Below are 18,425 nucleotides of genomic sequence, written 5' to 3' on the forward strand. Positions count from 1 at the left end.
ATGTCTAATCAGCAGAAAGAAAGACAACGTTTAGATGCTTTAAAAGAAAAATTAAATAATTATGCTTACTCTTACTATGTATTGGATCAGTCATTAATTACGGATGCAGAGTATGATGAGCTGTATCAAGAATTGCTCATGATTGAAGCTAAGTATCCGGAGTGGGTCACTTTGGACTCACCTAGTCAGAGAGTGGGTGACCAGCTGTTAGAAGGTTTTCAAAAGGTTAAACATGCTCAAACCATGTACTCTTTAAGTAATGCTTTTAATGAAGCAGACATACACGCTTTTATTAAAAAGGTAGAAGAAGTGGTTGGGTCTCAGCATTCTTTTATCTGTGAGTGTAAAATCGATGGTCTTGCCATTGCCTTAACTTATGAAGATGGTTTGTTTGTTCGAGGAGCTACACGAGGTAATGGTCAAACGGGAGAAGATATTACTCAAAACCTACGAACAATCCATTCCTTACCATTACGACTGAGAAAGCCCATTTCAGGTGAATTTCGAGGAGAAGCTTATATGCCTAAAGAGGTCTTTTTAAAATTAAATGAACAAAGAGATGAGGCAGGGGAAAGTCCCTTGGCTAATCCTCGCAATGCGGCAGCTGGTGCATTGCGACAGAAAGATCCCGCAAAGGCAGCAAAGAGGCAACTAAACATATTTATGTATAATTGCTCTAGTCAATCGGATATAGAGGCAACTTCTCAAGGAGAACTCCTAGAAGAGATGGAAGCTGTTGGCTTAAGAACGAACTCTTTTAGAAAAGAATGTCATAATTTTAATGAAGTATGGGAGTTTATCCAAACGGTTGGCCAAAAAAGGCACCAATTACCCTATGAGATTGATGGAGTGGTTATTAAAGTCAATGCTTTTGAATATCAAGAAAAATTGGGGCATACTATTAAAGCGCCCCGTTGGGCAATTGCCTACAAGTTTCCAGCAGAAGTTGCTCAAACAACTTTACTTAATGTAGATTGGACAGTGGGTAGAACTGGAGTAGTTACCCCTACCGCTATTATGGAGGCTGTTCAATTGGCAGGAACCACTGTTCAAAGAGCAAGTCTTCATAATGTAGATCTTATTGAAAAACTTGATTTACATATAGGTGATCAAGTCGTTATCCATAAGGCAGGAGATATTATTCCCGAAATATTAGAGGTTGATCTAACTAAAAGAAAGCGAGATGATCGACCGGTAGCTATTCCTACCGAATGTCCACAATGTCATGAAGAGCTAGTGAAAATTAAAGATGAAGTGGCTTTAAGATGTGTTAATCCTAACTGTCCCGCCCAAAGGTTGGCTCAGATTACTCATTTTGTTTCCCGATTAGCCATGAATATTGATGGTCTGGGTGAAAAAATTGTTGAGCAATTATTGGACCATCATTTGATTGAAAATCCGGCTGATCTTTATTATCTCAAGCAAGAAGACCTTTTAAAACTTGATAAGATTAAAGAAAAGTCAGCTAACAACTTGATCCAAGCGATTAATGAGTCTAAGGATAGGGGATTAGATCGATTACTATTTGCTTTGGGAATTCGTCATGTCGGTGCAAAAGCTGCTCGCCTAATTGCCGAAGAATTTGGTACAATAGAAACAGTGATGATTGCCGAGGCAGAACAAGTCGGTCAAATTGAGGGCATAGGTGAAATCATCTCTCAATCACTGGTTCATTATTTCCAACAAGAGTCTTCATTAAAATTGATTGATCGTTTAAAAAAAATAGGTGTCAAAACCGATTTTCAAACAACCGTGATTGGCACTCAACAGACCAATGAATTTAAAGGAAAGACTATTGTTCTAACTGGTAGTATGAATGCTTATACTCGTAATGAAGCAAAGCAAATTTTACAAAATTTAGGAGCAAATGTAACCGGCTCAGTCTCAAAGAAAACAGATATATTGATTGCGGGGGCAGAAGCCGGCAGTAAATTAATAAAAGCTCGGGATTTAGGTGTTACAATCATAGATGAATCTACATTTATAGAAAAATTAGTAGAAAGTGGAATTAACGATGCAAAATAAATTGAAATGTATCACATTGCTAACCTGTCTTACTTTATTGTCAGGTTGCTTAAATAATTTAGAGGTAAAAAAAGAAGAAGCAGAACTGACACCTGAGAAGGTGATGGCCAGGTCAACTTCTAACCAATTAGCTAATGAAAATTATCGAGCTGTAATAACAGATGGTAAGTATCAACTCGGCCCCTCAGCTAGTGCAGACTACACATTATCTTCAACGGGCAATGCCTTTGCTTTCGAAGATGGTCTGTTACGTTTGTCACGAGAGGTGTTTCCTACCGATCAATACTTTTTACAAGAAGGCCAATTGATTGATGGTGATACACTGACTTCTTGGGTAGGCAGAGAAGCAGACAATAATCCAGCAGGCTTAAACCCTGCTATCCCTGTCGATAGTGGTGGTGCTAATCGTGAAACAACATCTTCTGACACTGATACTACTGTTGAGAATCAATCCCCTACTATTGAAGAAGCGACAGTAACTTCGGTTTTAGAAGATGGTCAAGAGGTTATGGTTGATGTAGAGGGTAATATCATTGATGAGAACGCCGGTAGGCCAGATCAGGTTGTCACTCAGGTTCAATCTACGCCTATTTACTTATCGCAAATTTTAGAAAAAAATATTATGGTTGAAACTGAAACAGGGTACAAGCTAGCAGGTATTGTTCTTGGCTTATCCATGAATTCACGTTATGAGTACACCGACCCAGAGGGGGTTGTTTACGAAGAAGAAATCTCTATGGGAGAAATGCGTGAGCGCGGAAGAGCTTATGCTAATATAATTGTGGGTCGTTTAAGAGCAACCGAAGAATTGAGATCTATTCCTATTCTAGTGGGTATATACCGACAGGCACCTTCTGATGAAATTGTAGGGGGTAGTTTTGTCTTGGATGGTATTTCACGTGAGGGAAATGCGGTTTCTGATTGGAAAGAGCTTAATGAATACCGAGTTGCTCTACCTATGACTGATTCAGGTGTCGAAGCAGAAAAATACGCTTATTTTGATAGTTTTTCTAAAGGCATTCGTGAGTTTTTCCCCAATCTGAATGGTATTTCCGGTCAAGTATTATATGCAGACGATCAGTTGAAAACATTAGATATTGAAATAGTCACACAGTTTTATCAAACAACAGAAATTACTGCTTTAAGTCAGCATGTGCTGGACACTGCGCAGAAAACATTACCTGAGAACATAGCAATTGAGATTAAAATTGTTTCTAATGCGGATACAGAAGCTTATATAGGTAGAAATGCAGGAGAAACGGAGTATCAATCACATATATTTAGACAATAAGAAGAGGGGGAAAAGAATGATTACACGCGAGGAAATTAAGCATGTTGCAAAATTAGCCAAATTAAGTTTTAGTGAGGAAGAACTGGACCAATTTGCTCCAAATATCCAAGAGATTGTTGAAATGGTTGAGCATTTACAAGAGGTGAACACGGAAGGTGTCGAGCCGACTTATCATGGTAACCAGTTGAAGAATGTTTATCGTGAAGATATCGCAGTCCCTAATCCGTCTTATCGAGCCTTATTGGATAATGCCCCAACAGTAAATGAAGGCTATATTCAAGTACCAGTGATTATCGAAGATGAAAAAGGAGATTAAGATGAAAAAATTCCCAACAACCATTACTGAGATGAAAAAAGGGCTAGAATCAGGAACATTTACAGCTGTCGAATTGCTTGAACATACCTACCGGCAAATTGAGACTTTGGAGAGTGCTGTTCAATCCTTTTTAAATTATGAAGATTTTAAAGAGCCGGCTTTTGAAGTGGCTAAAGCTGCAGATGAAGAAGGCTATTCGAATAATGATTCAAAATTATTAAAAGGCATTCCTATAGCAATCAAAGATAATATTTTAACAGCTGATTTTAAAACAACTGCAGCCAGTAAAATGCTTGAAGATTTTGTGCCAACTTATGATGCCTTTGTTATAAAACAATTAAAAAAGGCAGGAGCCATTATAGTGGGTAAGGTTAACCTAGATGAGTTCGCTATGGGAGGATCTACTGAAAATTCCTATTTTAAAACAAGTAAAAATCCTTGGGATCTTGAAAGAGTACCAGGAGGCTCTTCGGGGGGGTCGTCAGCAGCCGTAAGTGCTAGACAGGTGCCAGCAGCTTTAGGAACCGATACCGGTGGTTCGATTCGTCAACCTGCCTCTTATACAGGTATTGTTGGAATGAAGCCAACTTATGGTCGTGTTTCTCGTCATGGAGTGATCGCTTTTGCTTCTAGTCTTGATCAAGTCGGACCGATGACTTTAACAGTTGAAGATAACGCTTTACTTTTACAAGTGATTGCGGGGCATGATCCAAATGATGCGACCAGTTTAGCCGACGAAAAATTAGATTTTAGCAGTTTGATTGGTCAATCCATTGAAGGCAAGCGAATTGCTTTTCCTAAAGAATATCAATCAGAGGTCATTGATGCGGATGTTCGTCAAGCAATGGAAAAAGCAGCTGATTATTTTACAAGTAAAGGAGCAATCGTTGAAGAAGTTTCTCTTCCTCACTCTGAGTACGGGATTAATGTTTATTACATACTAGCTTCTGCGGAAGCTTCATCTAATTTACAGCGTTATGACGGTATTCGCTACGGTTATCGTTCAAAAGCAGCTGAAAATTTAGAAGAAATCTACTTAAAATCTCGCTCTGAAGGCTTTGGTCCTGAAGTCAAGCGACGATTAATGGTAGGGACTTATTCTTTAAGCTCAGGCGCCTATGATAAATTCTTCAAGAAGGCAGCGCAAGTGCGCTCATTAATTATTCAAGACTTTAAAGAAGTATTTGATCAATTCGATCTTATTATGGGACCGGTCACTAATTCGACAGCTTACAAAATTGGTGAACGCATTTCAGATCCGCTCAAAATGTATGTGGCAGATTTGTTGACAATCCCGGTTAATTTGGCTGGAATACCCAGTCTATCTGTACCTGCCGGCTTTGATAGCAAGGGCTTGCCTATTGGAATGGCACTCACAGGCCCAGTGGATAGCGAAGCCTTACTTTACCAAATGGCTTATGATTTTGAGCAAGGTCACGACTTTGTTAAGCAAGCACCTAAACTATAGGAGGATCTAGATGAATTTTGAAACAGTAATCGGACTTGAAGTCCATGTGGAATTAAAAACCCAATCTAAAATCTTTTCTTCCTCACCTGTTGGCTTCGGTGTGGATCCCAACGCCAATACCAATGAGAAAGATTGGGGCTATCCGGGAGCGTTACCGACTATGAATCGCCAAGCGATAGAATACGGAATGAAAGCTTCTCTAGCTTTAAATTGCCAGGTAGCTAAGCAGATGAAGTTTGATCGTAAAAATTATTTTTACCCGGATAATCCATCTGCCTACCAAATTTCTCAATTTGATCAACCGGTCGGGTCTAATGGATACCTGGATATTGAAGTAGAAGGAAAAAAACGTCGGATACGTATTGAACGTGTTCATTTGGAAGAAGATGCAGGAAAAAACACACACGGAGTGGACGGCTATTCATATGTTGATTTAAATCGCCAAGGTACGCCATTAATTGAAATTGTTACCGAAGCAGATATTCGTTCCCCTAAAGAGGCCCACGCCTTTCTAGAAGCCTTACGGGAGAGAATAATGTATACAGGCGTTTCGGATGTGAAAATGGAAGAGGGCTCTTTACGCTGCGATGGTAATATTTCAATTCGACCTTTTGGCCAAGAAGCTTTCGGGACAAAAACTGAAATCAAGAACTTAAATTCCTTTAATTATGTTCGCAAAGGTTTAGAGTTTGAAGAAAAACGTCAGGAAAATATTTTAAGATCTGGTGGTATCATTTATCAAGAAACACGTCGTTATGACGAGAAAACAGGACAAACGATTCTAATGCGTACTAAAGAGGGGGCGGCAGATTACCGCTACTTCCCTGAACCAGATCTACCACCGGTAACTATTTCACAAGAATGGATTGATCAAGTCCAGCAAACGATGCCAGAAATGCCAGAAGTGCGTCGTAAAAAGTATGTTGAGAATTATCAGCTTCCGGAATACGATGCCATGGTCTTAACCCTTCAAAAGGAAATGTCAGATTTCTTTGAAGAAACTATTCAAGAAGGAGCAGATGCAAAGCAAGCTTCCAACTGGTTAATGGGAGAAGTATCTGCTTATCTAAATGCACAACAGCTTGAGCTTTCTCAAACAGCTTTAACTCCTAAGAATTTAGCAGAAATGATCCAACTAATTGATAAAGGAACAATTTCTTCCAAAATTGCCAAAAAACTCTTCAAAATATTAGCTCAAGAAGGGGGCAACGCTAAAGAAATTGTTGAAGCTCAAGGAATGGCTCAACTTTCAGATCCAGCCCAATTGAAACCTTTGATTGAAGATATTATTGAAAATAATCCACAATCCGTTGAAGACTATAAGAATGGAAAAGATCGAGCTGTTGGATTTTTTGTAGGACAAGTTATGAAAAAAACTAAAGGTCAAGCAAACCCCCAAGTCGTTAATGAGTTAATCCTTGAAAAATTGCAAACAATGTAGCTATAAGGAATCAAAAACGAGACAAGTGAAAACCGACATTTGTGTCGTTTTTACTGGATTCAAACAATTATAAGAAAAGCCATTTATAAAAGAAGATAGGAAGTGTAAAAATGAAAAATATCATATCGTCATTATTAATGACAATCGTCGGAACATTCTTAGTCGCATTAGCTATCAACTTAGTATCTTTACCGAACGAGTTGGGAGATGGCGGAGTTACTGGTTTTACCCTCTTTCTTCACTATACTCTAAACTTTGATATTCCTAAGACCGCCTTCGTTTTAAACGTGATTATTCTGATTATTGGTTGGAAATTATTGAGTAAAATGACGATTGTTTATACGCTCTTATCAATTGCTGCACTTTCGTTTTTTTTAAAAGTCGTTCAGCCTACCCCTTTCATTCCAGATAACCAATTAGTTGCTCCTTTAGTATCAGGGGTAATTATGGGAACAGGATTGGGAATTGTCATTCGTGGCGGTGGATCAACCGGAGGTACAGATATTCTTGCTTTAATTTTGAATAAGTATGTTGGAATTAGCGTTTCAAATGCTTTACTAATATTTGATGGAGTGATTATTTCCTTATTATTTTTTGCGATTGGTCTAGAAAAAGGCGCTATTTCCATTGTTGGGATTCTCCTGTATAGCCGAATCTTAAACTTCTGGGTTACAGGTTACAATCCTAAAAATGCACTGTTTGTTATTTCAGAAAAACATGAAGAAATTGGTAATGAAATTATGGATAAAGTTAAGCGCGGGGTTACTATCTTCTCTGGTTATGGCTTCTACTCAAAGGCTCAACGACAAATATTATATGTGGTGGTTTCCAATCGTCAGCTAATGGCGGTTAAAAAGATTGTTCATAATATTGACCCTAAAGCATTTATTGCGGTTAACGATGTTCAACAAGTGGATGGTGAAGGCTTTACCTTCTTACGTGAACCTGAAGAAATGACTTTAGAGACTGACGAAAGTATTTTAAATACAAATGGCTAATATAATGCTTTCTATTTCTTAAGAATAATTATAAAAACCTTGCATGATTTGGCACTGCACCCCATAAATGGGACAGAATAAAGAACACCTTTGTTAGGCTGTTTGTTGTCGGTATTGAACCGGTGACACCTAGCCTAATTTTTGTTGAACTCGCTTATGATTAACAGTTTTTTCTGTTTCTAAGTTGATTAAATGGGTGATTTTACGGTAACCATAGGTGAAAGGCTGTTTCTTACATAATTGTCCAATTTTAATTTTCCCTTCATTTTCTAGGTTAGCATTTACACGAACTTTCTAACGATAATAAGTAGATCGAGCGATCCCTTAGCAGGAGAGGATTAAACTCACCGAAACATGTGCTTTTAAACTTTCAACCGTTTCGACGACTACTTTTGGTACCCACTCCTCTTCAACACTTTGTGTTTTTTTAGGACATCCATCGCTGCTTGATGACGTTTTAATTTGATTTTGAGTGGATCTATCTCGCTAAGTTCTTCTAATCCTTTGCCATAAGTCTATTCTTTACCTCCAGCTTGATTGAAGCGCTAGGTTTGACCTTAACGATCCCAACGCCAGCAAGTTTTTACTTGAGATGTGTTCTTAATGTTTAATTCATCCATTATTTGTTTATTAGTCCGGCTTTCATTTTTCAATTCAATACATTTCCATTTTGTTTCTGCAGAATAAGCTAGGTGATTAACCCTAATCAAACACCTCCATTAAATTCATTTCACACGAATTCAACGGAGGTGTTTTTATGTTTGTCTCACTATTCGGGGTCAGTGCCAATTATGCAAGGTTTTTCTTATCAGTTATTAGAATCATTAAGAAATTCGAGAATTCGTTTTGAGGTCGGACGGGAAATGCCCAATCTACGCAGAGTGTCTACATCAGATTCTTTAATTTTTTGTAATGATTTAAAGTGTTTTAAAAGTTTAGAGCGTGTAGCCGGGCCAACTCCTGGTATAGTATCTAAAATAGAAGCCACCTGACTCTTAGCACGTACTTTTCGGTGATAAGATATTGCATACCGATGAACTTCTTCTTGCACTCTTTGAATAAAGTGGAAGGCTTGGGAACGCGGATCAAGGTCGACTATCTTTTCAGTGTAACCTTCCAGTAAGGAGGCCGTCTTGTGTTTATCATTTTTAACCATACCGACTACGGGGATAGCTAATCCTAACTCATTTTCCAAGACATCTCTAGCGGCTCTTACTTGTATAATCCCTCCATCCATCAAAATTAAATCAGGTAATGGTTTTTTTTCTTTGAGCAAGCGAGTGTAACGACGCCTGATTACTTCTTGAGAATGAGCAAATTCATTGGCTCCATCTCCACTCTTAATCTTAAATTTACGGTAATTTTTGCGATCTGGTTTACCCTCTTGATAAACAACCATCCCCGAGACCGTATGAACACCTTGGATATGTGAGTGGTCAAATGCTTCAATATGATTAGCCTGTTCAATTTGAAGGGCCTCTGCTAACTCTTCGATGGCGCCCAGCGTTTTACGTGTGCTAGCTTCAATTAAGCGGAATTTCTCATCTAAAGCTAATTTAGCATTTTTTTCACACAAATCGAGCATTGCCTTTTTCTTTCCTCTAAGAGGTGTTTGAACAGGAATTTCAAAGACTTCTTCTAAAACCTCTTGATCAACAGAAGCAGGGACTAAGATAGCTTTTGGAATAACATTATATTGCTCTTTATAGAAGCGAGCAATATAAGTTGTTAGTTCATGATCTGGTTCTTTTTCACCATAACTAGGAAAAAGAGCAGCTTTACGTTTAAGAATAGAACCCTGTCTTAACATAAAGGTTTGTATAGATATCCATCCCCTATCATAATAGAAATTAAAGACATCCATATTATCATAATCTTGACTCATAATAGCTTGTCTTTCAACGGTTGTCTCAATATATTCAATCTGATCGCGTAAATCAGCAGCTTGTTCAAATTCTAGCTTATCAGCTGCTTCAGACATCTTGCGCTTCAAGTCGTTTTTAATTGGACCGACTTCACCATTAAAGAAACGTTTAATCCGATTAATTTGCTTTTGGTAGGTTTCTTTTGAAACGGGATGATCACAACAACCAATACACTGTCCCAAATGGTAGTAAAAGCAAGCGCGCTTTTCATTTTTACCACAACGTCTTAGAGGATAAATTTTATGTAATAATTGTTGAGTGGCTGTAGCGGCTTGTACGTTTGGAAAAGGTCCAAAATAATGTCCGCCATCCTTAAGAACTCGATTGGTAATAATTAATTGAGGGTCCTTTTCATTAGTTATTTTTAAATAAGGATACATACTGCCATCTTTAAGTTTTATATTGTATTGCGGCTTGTATTGTTGAATCAAATTAATTTCAAGGATCAAAGCTTCTTTGTTAGAATTGGTAACAATTGTTTCAAAATGATGAATCTCAGAAACCAGTTTTGCTGTTTTACTATCATGGGCTCCTCTGAAATAAGATCGCACGCGGTTTTTTAAGTTTTTAGCTTTACCCACATAAATAATTTTATCATTAGCATCTTTCATTAAGTAGCATCCGGGCAATTCAGGTAATAAAGGGAGTCTTTGTTCAATATTATGTCGTATTTCTTCAGGGCTTTCTTTAGGCAAGGATGGGTCTCCTTTCTAGAGTTTTTTTTGATTAGGGAGTTGTTGGATTACTTTTTCATATGAGCGGGGGACTCTTTTTTCAATAAGATATTTTTCAGTAATAAATTGCTTTTTATTGTTAAAGTGTCCGTATATAAGAATCTGATCTCCCACCATAACCTCATACATAAAAGTTAAAGCTTTACGGGCAATCAAAGCAGTAAATTCTTGGTTTATTAAGTCAATAGGATTTAATGGATGCTTGATTAGTTTCAATTTAAATAAGACCAATGTCGGATCACTGGCTTTAATTAATTTTTGATAAATGACGATCCCTTTATATTGAAATTTCTTAGTCATTTGGATGCTCCTTAAATTCACTTAGATATAGTATAGCAAAAGCAGTCAAAAAAGTTTATTTTTAAATCGTTTTCAGCATATTCACGCTGTGTTATAATAAAAATAATAAATAAAAAAGGATGTGGAAGCATGAAATTCAATGAATTCGAATATAAAAGACCAGATATGTCTCTTTTAAAACAGTCATTCCAACAGCAAATTGAGGGAATCAAAAAAGCTGAATCGGCTGAGGATGCACTTGCAGCGGTTAAGGCCATTCAAGACATTCAAAGAGATATTGAAACGAATTCAACATTAACTTCAATTCGTCATTCAGTGGATACCCGTGATCAATTCTATTCAGATGAAACGGATTTCTGGGATGAAAACTCACCCCTTATTAGTGAGTGGGAAAGTGACTATTATCGAGCCACACTTGGCTCACCTTATCGTAAAGAATTAGAAGAAGAACTACCTCACACTTTCTTTAAGTTAGCAGAAAATCATTTGAAAATCTTTTCTCCAGAAATTATACCGCTATTACAAAAGGAAAATCGCTTGGTATCAGAGTATGGTAAGTTAAAAGCTTCTGCTGAAATTGAGTATAAAGGTGAAATTTATAACTTATCAAGTATTGGCGCCTTTACTCAAGATGCTGATCGAAAAGTACGTAAAGAAACTTCTGAGTTAATTACTGATTGGTATTTAGAACGCCAAGATGAGTTTGATCGTATTTATGATCAATTAGTTAAAACGCGTCACGAAATTGCAACAAAGCTAGGTTTTAAAGATTTTGTTGAAGTGGGTTATGCGCGTATGGCACGTTTAGACTATGACCGTAAGGACGTTGAAGTCTATCGCAAAGAAGTGCAAAAACATGTCGTACCTTTAGCTGAGAAACTATTTGAACGTCAGCGTGAACGTCTAGGTTTGGATAAGCTAGCCTTTTATGACTTAGGTCTAACTTTCCCTACAGGCAATGCCAAACCTGAAGGAAGTCCAGAAGAGATTGTTGCTAAAGGTGTTGAAATGTACCATGAATTATCACCAGAAACAGGTGAGTTCATTGACTTATTAATTGAATACGATGTTTTAGATTTAGAGTCTAAACCAGGTAAAGATACAGGTGGTTATTGTACGTATCTACCAAATTACAAGACGCCTTATATTTTTGCCAACTTTAATGGTACATCACACGACGTTGAAGTATTGACTCACGAGGCAGGCCATGCCTTCCAAGTTTATAATTCAAGATGGATTCAAACCCCTGAAGCTGTATGGCCAACTTTAGAGTCTTGTGAGATTCATTCAATGTCAATGGAATTTTTAACTTGGCCATGGATGAAAAACTTCTTTGGTGATAGCATTGAGAAGTTTAAGTATCAACATTTAGCTGGAGCTGTTCAATTTATTCCTTATGGTGTTTGTGTGGACCACTTCCAACATGAAGTATATGAAAATCCAAACATGACACCAGAAGAACGTCGTCAAACTTGGAGAAAATTAGAAAAAATTTACAACCCTTGGATTGATTACCAAGGCAATGAGTTCTATGAAAATGGAGGCTGGTGGTTCAAACAATTGCACATCTTCACTATGCCTTTCTATTATATTGATTATACTTTGGCTCAAGTATGTGCTTTCCAATTCTGGAAACGTAGCCAAGTAGATCATGATCCAAAAGCTTGGGAAGATTATTTGAATATTTGTAAGGTTGGGGGAACTCAGACTTTCACAGAAATTATTGCAACAGGGAACTTGAAGTCACCATTTGAACCTGGCAATCTTGCGGATACTTTAGCAAGTATAGAGGCTTACCTCGACCAAGTCGATGAAGAAACTTTAAGAAAATAATGGTGATCCTAAAGGAGCGTTTGTCATGTTGAACTATGCGACGATCGGTAGCTCATGGATTACTGAGCAAATGATGAATGCGGCTCGGTTAACACAGCGTTACCATCTCACAGCGGTTTATTCACGTTATCTTGACTCGGCTAAACAGCTTGCACAAAAACATGATGCCGATTATTTTACCAATGAATTAAATAATATTCTCTATGATCCTAAAATCGAAGTGATTTATATCGCTAGTCCTAACTCCTTTCATTTTCAGCAGGCTATCCAAGCTGTAAAAGCAAAAAAGCATGTAATTATTGAAAAACCTATGGTAACCTCCTCGGCTCAATGGCATGAGCTCTATTCACTCGCTGACGAAGTCGGAGTTTATGTATTTGAAGCGGCAATGCACTATCATAGTCGAAATTATAGTCGTTTGAAGCCTTTAATTAAACATAAAATGAAAGAGTTGGACAGTCCTTTATATGGTGCTAACTTTAATATGGGACAATACTCTTCTCGCTATGAAACTTACTTAGAATCCAAAGAAAAGGGTTGGCAAGTTCCGAATGTTTTTAATGCTGATTTTCATGGTGGTTCCTTGATGGATTTAGGTGTCTATCCTTTATACATAGCGCTCGACTTATTTGGTCTTCCTGAATCTGTTTACTATCATGCGATAGATGATGGACGACAAGTTGATTTGTTTGGTACAGTCATTTTAAAGTATGCTCAAACACAAGTTTCAATCTTTTTGTCCAAGACTGTTCATTCTTTGATGCCGAGTGAAATTTATATTGGCCAAGAAACTTTTATCATTAATGATATCTCACGCTTAACCAAGGTGAGTTTAGTTAACACAGAGGGTAAGAAGGCCCAAATCATAGATTATTTACCAGCTAATCCAATGTTTGATGAGTTATTAAGCTTTTCAGATATGATCCTTGAAGAAAAAACAATTCATCAAGAAATATTGTATGAGAACTGGAGACAATTATCCTTGCAAGTGGTTCAAGTTCTTGAGTTATTACGTCAGTCAGCTAAACTATTATAAGACCCTTGAACGGTTAGAAGTCAATGACTTTTAGCCGTTCTTTCATGAAGAAGGAGATTGTATGAAGGAATTATCAAATACACAATTAAAAAAACACTGGCAAGAAAAACATTTTTCCGAGGCAACACCTATTCAAAAACAAGTCTATCCCTACCTTAAAAATGAAGAGCCGGTTGTAGCTATTTCGCCAACTGGTACGGGAAAAACACTGGCCTATTTGCTTCCTATCCTAGAAAAGATTGAAGTAAACCAACATCTACAAGCCATCATATTTGCCCCTACTCAAGAATTAGCTCAGCAGATTTTTTTAGTGGTGGATGAATGGAGCCGATTACTTGGAATGACTTCTATGAGTATTGTTGGCGGTGCTAATGTCAAAAGACAAATTGAAAAATTAAAAAATAAACCGGAGCTTATTGTGGCAACTCCTGGACGTTTTAATGAGTTACTAAAGCAAACATCTAAACTGAAGGTTCACACGGTTAAATGGATTGTCTATGATGAAGCAGACTATCTTTTTTCAAAAGGTGAGCAGCAAATAGCAGACATTGAAATGATTGAGAAACGCCTCATGAGAGATATTAAACGCTATTATTTTTCAGCTACTAAAAGTAAAGATTTTCTTGATTATTTACAAGCAAAAAATTATGAATATGATCGTTTAGAAATTTCAATGCATTCAGCCAATATGCAAACTGAACATTTGTACCTAGAAGTTAACAATCGACAAAAAACAAATATGTTAAAACGTTTGGCTCAAATTGAAAGCATGCAAGCGATTGTCTTTTTTGATCAAATTAGTGAGTTAGAAAGAGCTGCTGCAAAAATGATTTTTGAAAATTTATCCATATCTGTACTTCATAGTCAATTAACCAATCGAGAAAGACAAATGGCCTTAGAACAGTTTAGACAGCAAAAAACAATCTATTTATTAACGACGGATTTAGCTTCTAGAGGACTTGATATAGAAGGAATACCTTATGTTATTCATTATCATCCAGCACGAGATGTGCGGACTTATTATCATCGTTCAGGAAGAACTGGACGCATGGGGAATGAGGGATGTGCCATTTCACTGGTCAATCAACAAGAAGCTATAGACCTAAAAAATATGCTTGATGACAGTAGTATTCACTTAGAAGAAAGAGTACTTTATGATCGTAAATTATTAAATGAATGGCCTGAGGAGGAAGAAATAAAACGGTCTAGTAAACGAATAACCAAGAGTAAATCACATCCAAAAAAACCAAAAACAGCAGTCAAAGCTAAAAAGAAAAATCGTAAGCGTAATACTAAAAACATTGGGAAACCGCGCAAAAGGGAAAAATAAAAGCTTTACCTAAATTTTACAATAAATTTACAGTATCTTTTTATCATTGAGTTATAATAATTATTAAGATAGGACATTAAGGTAAAGGAGAAGTGAAATGAGAATTTTAATAGCAACAGAAACATTTGTACCTGCTACAGATGGTATCTGTACACGCCTTGCTCATATGACAGTTGCTATGAAGGACTTGGGTCATGAAATAATTGTCGTATCACCTGATTTAGGAATTACTGAGTATAAGGGTGTAGAAGTGATACCGATGGATTCTTTTAACTTTCCTTTATACAAATCACGTCCTTGGGGTTTACCTTCTCGCAAAATGAAAACAATTATTCAAAATTTTAAACCTGATATTATTCATGCAGTCAATCCATTTTTCATGGTAACTTCTGCTGTTAAATATGCTAAGCAATTGGGAATTCCTTTATTAGCTTCCTACCATACACACTTGCCTGATTATCTTGATTCCTATAATTTACCGCTCTTGAAACCAATTCTATGGGATTATATTCGCTTTTGGCATAATGACGCTGATTTAAATGTTACTGTTTCAGAAAGTTTAAAAGTAGAATTAATCCAACAGGGGATAGCTGCTGAAGGAGTTATGCCGCGTGGTATTGACCTTAAAAAGAGGCATCCTAAGTTTTTTGATCAGAATTTATATAACAAATGGACTTTTGGATTAGATAATCAAAAACTACTAGTCTATGTTGGACGACTTGCTGCTGAAAAAGATTTAGATCATTTATTACCAATCTTTTCTTACCGAGAGGATATCTGTTTAGCAATTGTTGGGGATGGTCCAGAGCGCCAACATTTAGAAGAATTATTTACAGGCACAAAAACGACCTTCACTGGCTTTTTAACTGGAGAAGACTTGTCTAAGGCATATGCAACAGGAGACGCCTTTATATTCCCATCTGTTTCAGAAACTTTTGGCTTAGTTATTTCAGAATCGATGGCTTCAGGAGTTCCGGTAATCGCTGCTGAAAATGGTCCTACCCTAGAACAAATTACTCCCAACCAAACAGGAATGATTTATCAATCAGGGAATATAAAGTCATTAATGGAAGCTTTAAAGATTTTAGATAATCCTTTAAAGCTTAAGAAAATGGGGTTAAGAGCCCGTCGAGAAGCTGAAAAATATTCATGGAAAAACGCCACCAGCATGCTGTTAAATTATTATGAAGAAACAATTCATCTTAGTTCTCAAAAGCTCTCACATCTTAGTAAATTAGTAAATCAATAAAAGAGCAGCTCATCAAACGCTTAATAGGGTAAGGACAAAACAAAGGATTCGCAAAATGTAGTAATTTGTTATATAATTTATATAGAAATGAAAGAAAGAAGGTATAATTATGGGACTTATTATGACTTTAATTGTTGGAGGAATCATTGGATGGTTAGCAGGTATGGTTCTAGGTAAAGATATTCCTGGGGGAGTTATTGGAAATATCATTGCTGGTATCATCGGTTCATGGATAGGTGGTCAATTCTTCTCTAATTTTGGCCCTGTAGTATCTGGCATTGCTATTTTCCCATCATTAATTGGAGCGATTATTCTGATTGCAGTAGTATCCTTTGTCTTAAAGAAAACAAGATAAGTTGATTAGCTTAACACTTAGGCGGGTTCATTGAACCTGCCTTTTTTCTTTATTTACTGATATTCTTATTTGGGAGGAAATGACATGGTGGAAAAACTGACGTCTTATACTCAAACATTTAAAATAAATACTGATTGGTTTATCGATCCAGAAAATAAAAGTAATAATTTTACTAAACTATTAGAAGCTGTTCTGGAAACTTCCACAAGGCATGATCAAGTTAATCAATTTGATCAAACTGACTCTATTTTGGGGCAGGATGAAAGTTGGGTAATTACGCAAAACATCTGCATGATCAATCAACTGCCTCAATATGGTGATACGATTGAAGTTCAGACTAAGATTATTCAGGCCAACCGATTTTTATTAGAGCGGTGGTTCGAGATAAGGTCTAAAGATCATCTTTTGTTAGAATGTCAGATGCAATTCGCGGTGATTAATTTAAAAACTAGGAAAATGGGCCGTATTGCTCATAAAAAGTTAGAAGAATTACAACTTATTGACCACCAACAAGAGGTTAAGAAAATAAAGCTTAATTTTCCTGACGATATAACTCTTTGGAAAGAAAAAGACCAAGCTATAACAAATCAAGATATTGATTTTAATCATCATGTCAATAATCTTGTTTATATAAATTGGTCCATTGGTAGTCTTCCTTCTTGGTTACAAAATAATTATGACATAAAAAACTTAGCGATTAAGTATGGTCGAGAGTTGCTTAGAGAGCATCAAGTTAAAATTCTTACAGAGGCTAATGTCAAATTAGAGACTCAAACTGATGCTAAAAAAATAATAACTTATCAAACTATTTATAATGCTACTAATCAGCAAGAAGCGGCTCGGATTGAAATCGAATGGCTGGAAAAAGAGCTGTAATTCGTTATAATAGATTCGATAATGAAATTAGAAAGAAGGCTATTAATGATCACACTTAAATCTGAAAGAGAAATTCAAGCCATGAAAGAATCAGGAAAAATCCTTTCTGATATTCATGTAGCATTACGGGATTTTATAAAAGCGGGGCTAACTACTAAACAAATCGATCAATTTGTTCAAAATAAAATTGAAGCAGCTGGAGCTGTCGCTGCCCAAATCGGCTACGAAGGTTATAAATTTGCTACTTGCACCAGTGTTAATGACGAGATATGTCACGGTTTCCCATCTAATCGTAGCTTAAAAGCTGGTGATATAATAAAGGTAGACTTCTGTGTAGATTTTAATGGAGCTATCTCTGATTCTTGTTGGTGTTATGCGGTAGGTAAAATTAGTCCAGAGCATAAGCGATTAATGGAGGTTACCAAGGAAGCATTATATCGCGGGATTGAACAAGCTAGACCTGGGAATCGTATAGGGGATATTGGACATGCTATTCAAACATATGTGGAAAAAGAGGGCTTTGGTGTAGTTCGCGACTTTATTGGTCACGGTATTGGTCCTACTATCCATGAAGAACCAGCTGTTCCTCACTATGGTATAAAAGGCAAGGGACTTCGATTAAAAGAAGGTATGACAATTACCATTGAACCAATGGTAACCACAGGAGATTGGAAAATGAAGATGGATGCCAACGGTTGGACGGCCAGAACCCGAGACGGAGGATACTGTGCCCAGTACGAGCATTCATTAGCTATTGGACCAGACGGACCTATTTTATTGACTCAACAGGAAAATGAAATATAATTTAATTGTTTAAAAATAAAAACAAGGGGTTGGAACAAAAGCCCTGAATAATTAAAGAAAGTTCGGTAAACGGTACAATCGTTAATCGGACTTTTTCTTTAACAATATAAACATAGAAAGCGTTTCCTAATATAATAGTAGGAAACACAAAACTATTTAGGAGGGGCTTTCTATGTAGCAACAGTGTATTATGAATTAAACTTGCTTTCCTTTGAGAAGATCCAATACTAAGCGAGCTCTACGAGGAGCAATTCGAACAGATTCCAGAAGCAAATATTCGCCCACTTGAACTTGCCGATGGGCGACCTGTTTATCATCCTCGTGTCTTACTTAAAGTATTGTTATTTGCTTGTTCTAAAGGCAATTTTTCAGGCCGTCGTCTCAAAAAGTATCACCGAAAAACTGCCTAGGATTTTATTCCTCGTAAAGAAAAACACACCACTT

Annotated in this window: 15 protein-coding genes and 1 pseudogene; 13 read left to right on the forward strand and 3 right to left on the reverse strand. The window is 36.8% G+C overall.

Annotation, left to right across the window (positions count from 1 at the left end; translation table 11 throughout):
• The 6 genes from ligA to ACQV18_RS05390 all read left to right on the forward strand — a co-directional run bounded on the left by ligA (position 1) and on the right by ACQV18_RS05390 (position 7,539).
• Positions 1-2,025, forward strand: a complete 2,025-nt coding sequence (ligA, locus tag ACQV18_RS05365; protein WP_428873563.1) for an NAD-dependent DNA ligase LigA — start codon at positions 1-3, stop codon at positions 2,023-2,025.
• A complete protein-coding gene (locus ACQV18_RS05370; protein WP_428873564.1) occupies positions 2,015-3,316 on the forward strand; it encodes a CamS family sex pheromone protein in 1,302 nt (433 codons plus the stop codon). The genes ligA and ACQV18_RS05370 overlap by 11 nt, the downstream gene beginning before the upstream one ends.
• A gap of 16 nt (positions 3,317-3,332) precedes the next feature.
• On the forward strand, positions 3,333-3,632 hold the full coding sequence (gatC, locus tag ACQV18_RS05375; RefSeq protein ID WP_428873565.1) for an Asp-tRNA(Asn)/Glu-tRNA(Gln) amidotransferase subunit GatC: 300 nt from the start codon (positions 3,333-3,335) through the stop codon (positions 3,630-3,632).
• Position 3,633: 1 nt separating this feature from the next.
• Positions 3,634-5,100, forward strand: coding sequence for an Asp-tRNA(Asn)/Glu-tRNA(Gln) amidotransferase subunit GatA (gene gatA, locus ACQV18_RS05380; protein WP_428873566.1), 1,467 nt, complete (start codon positions 3,634-3,636; stop codon positions 5,098-5,100).
• A 10-nt stretch (positions 5,101-5,110) separates the two neighbouring features.
• Positions 5,111-6,541, forward strand: a complete 1,431-nt coding sequence (gene gatB, locus ACQV18_RS05385) for an Asp-tRNA(Asn)/Glu-tRNA(Gln) amidotransferase subunit GatB (RefSeq protein ID WP_428873567.1) — start codon at positions 5,111-5,113, stop codon at positions 6,539-6,541.
• Between the two features lie 110 nt (positions 6,542-6,651).
• Entirely contained in the window at positions 6,652-7,539 is an 888-nt protein-coding gene (locus tag ACQV18_RS05390) for a YitT family protein (RefSeq protein WP_428873568.1), read from the forward strand.
• Between the two features lie 129 nt (positions 7,540-7,668).
• On the opposite strand, the pseudogene ACQV18_RS05395 reads toward ACQV18_RS05390, so the two are convergent.
• The 3 genes and pseudogenes from ACQV18_RS05395 to ACQV18_RS05405 form a co-directional block, all read right to left on the reverse strand.
• Positions 7,669-7,797, reverse strand: a pseudogene (locus ACQV18_RS05395) (IS3 family transposase); the annotation flags it as partial.
• A gap of 550 nt (positions 7,798-8,347) precedes the next feature.
• Entirely contained in the window at positions 8,348-10,159 is a 1,812-nt protein-coding gene (gene uvrC, locus ACQV18_RS05400; RefSeq protein WP_428873569.1) for an excinuclease ABC subunit UvrC, read from the reverse strand.
• Positions 10,160-10,174: 15 nt separating this feature from the next.
• Positions 10,175-10,498, reverse strand: a complete 324-nt coding sequence (locus tag ACQV18_RS05405) for a hypothetical protein (RefSeq protein ID WP_428873570.1) — start codon at positions 10,496-10,498, stop codon at positions 10,175-10,177.
• Positions 10,499-10,627: 129 nt separating this feature from the next.
• Between ACQV18_RS05405 and ACQV18_RS05410 the strand changes: the two genes are divergently transcribed.
• From ACQV18_RS05410 to map, 7 genes are all read left to right on the forward strand, one after another.
• Positions 10,628-12,331 carry a M3 family oligoendopeptidase gene (locus ACQV18_RS05410; RefSeq protein WP_428873571.1) on the forward strand — a complete coding sequence of 568 codons (1,704 nt, stop codon included), beginning with the start codon at positions 10,628-10,630 and terminating at the stop codon, positions 12,329-12,331.
• Positions 12,332-12,356: 25 nt separating this feature from the next.
• The gene (locus tag ACQV18_RS05415; RefSeq protein WP_428873572.1) at positions 12,357-13,367 is read left to right on the forward strand and encodes a Gfo/Idh/MocA family protein; all 1,011 of its coding nucleotides are present in this window, start codon (positions 12,357-12,359) and stop codon (positions 13,365-13,367) included.
• A 61-nt stretch (positions 13,368-13,428) separates the two neighbouring features.
• The gene (locus ACQV18_RS05420) at positions 13,429-14,697 is read left to right on the forward strand and encodes a DEAD/DEAH box helicase (RefSeq protein WP_428873573.1); all 1,269 of its coding nucleotides are present in this window, start codon (positions 13,429-13,431) and stop codon (positions 14,695-14,697) included.
• 97 nt (positions 14,698-14,794) lie between these two features.
• Positions 14,795-15,946, forward strand: coding sequence for a glycosyltransferase family 4 protein (locus ACQV18_RS05425; protein WP_428873574.1), 1,152 nt, complete (start codon positions 14,795-14,797; stop codon positions 15,944-15,946).
• A 109-nt stretch (positions 15,947-16,055) separates the two neighbouring features.
• Positions 16,056-16,301 (forward strand): GlsB/YeaQ/YmgE family stress response membrane protein, encoded by a 246-nt coding sequence (locus ACQV18_RS05430; protein WP_428873575.1) that lies wholly within the window; start codon positions 16,056-16,058, stop codon positions 16,299-16,301.
• Between the two features lie 84 nt (positions 16,302-16,385).
• On the forward strand, positions 16,386-17,177 hold the full coding sequence (locus ACQV18_RS05435; RefSeq protein ID WP_428873576.1) for an acyl-ACP thioesterase domain-containing protein: 792 nt from the start codon (positions 16,386-16,388) through the stop codon (positions 17,175-17,177).
• Between the two features lie 45 nt (positions 17,178-17,222).
• Positions 17,223-17,981, forward strand: coding sequence for a type I methionyl aminopeptidase (gene map / locus ACQV18_RS05440; RefSeq protein ID WP_428873577.1), 759 nt, complete (start codon positions 17,223-17,225; stop codon positions 17,979-17,981).
• The last annotated feature ends 444 nt before the right edge of the window (positions 17,982-18,425 follow it).

This window comes from Facklamia sp. P9177, assembly GCF_050409585.1.
In the GTDB taxonomy this organism is placed as follows: domain Bacteria; phylum Bacillota; class Bacilli; order Lactobacillales; family Aerococcaceae; genus Facklamia.

Bases quoted from the DNA above. Each gene is read 5' to 3' on its own strand.
- ligA (WP_428873563.1), top strand. From the start codon at position 1: ATGTCTAATCAGCAGAAAGAAAGACAACGTTTAGATGCTTTAAAAGAA.
- ACQV18_RS05370 (WP_428873564.1), top strand. From the start codon at position 2,015: ATGCAAAATAAATTGAAATGTATCACATTGCTAACCTGTCTTACTTTA.
- gatC (WP_428873565.1), top strand. From the start codon at position 3,333: ATGATTACACGCGAGGAAATTAAGCATGTTGCAAAATTAGCCAAATTA.
- gatA (WP_428873566.1), top strand. From the start codon at position 3,634: ATGAAAAAATTCCCAACAACCATTACTGAGATGAAAAAAGGGCTAGAA.
- gatB (WP_428873567.1), top strand. From the start codon at position 5,111: ATGAATTTTGAAACAGTAATCGGACTTGAAGTCCATGTGGAATTAAAA.
- ACQV18_RS05390 (WP_428873568.1), top strand. From the start codon at position 6,652: ATGAAAAATATCATATCGTCATTATTAATGACAATCGTCGGAACATTC.
- ACQV18_RS05405 (WP_428873570.1), bottom strand. From the start codon at position 10,498: ATGACTAAGAAATTTCAATATAAAGGGATCGTCATTTATCAAAAATTA.
- ACQV18_RS05410 (WP_428873571.1), top strand. From the start codon at position 10,628: ATGAAATTCAATGAATTCGAATATAAAAGACCAGATATGTCTCTTTTA.
- ACQV18_RS05415 (WP_428873572.1), top strand. From the start codon at position 12,357: ATGTTGAACTATGCGACGATCGGTAGCTCATGGATTACTGAGCAAATG.
- ACQV18_RS05420 (WP_428873573.1), top strand. From the start codon at position 13,429: ATGAAGGAATTATCAAATACACAATTAAAAAAACACTGGCAAGAAAAA.
- ACQV18_RS05425 (WP_428873574.1), top strand. From the start codon at position 14,795: ATGAGAATTTTAATAGCAACAGAAACATTTGTACCTGCTACAGATGGT.
- ACQV18_RS05430 (WP_428873575.1), top strand. From the start codon at position 16,056: ATGGGACTTATTATGACTTTAATTGTTGGAGGAATCATTGGATGGTTA.
- ACQV18_RS05435 (WP_428873576.1), top strand. From the start codon at position 16,386: ATGGTGGAAAAACTGACGTCTTATACTCAAACATTTAAAATAAATACT.
- map (WP_428873577.1), top strand. From the start codon at position 17,223: ATGATCACACTTAAATCTGAAAGAGAAATTCAAGCCATGAAAGAATCA.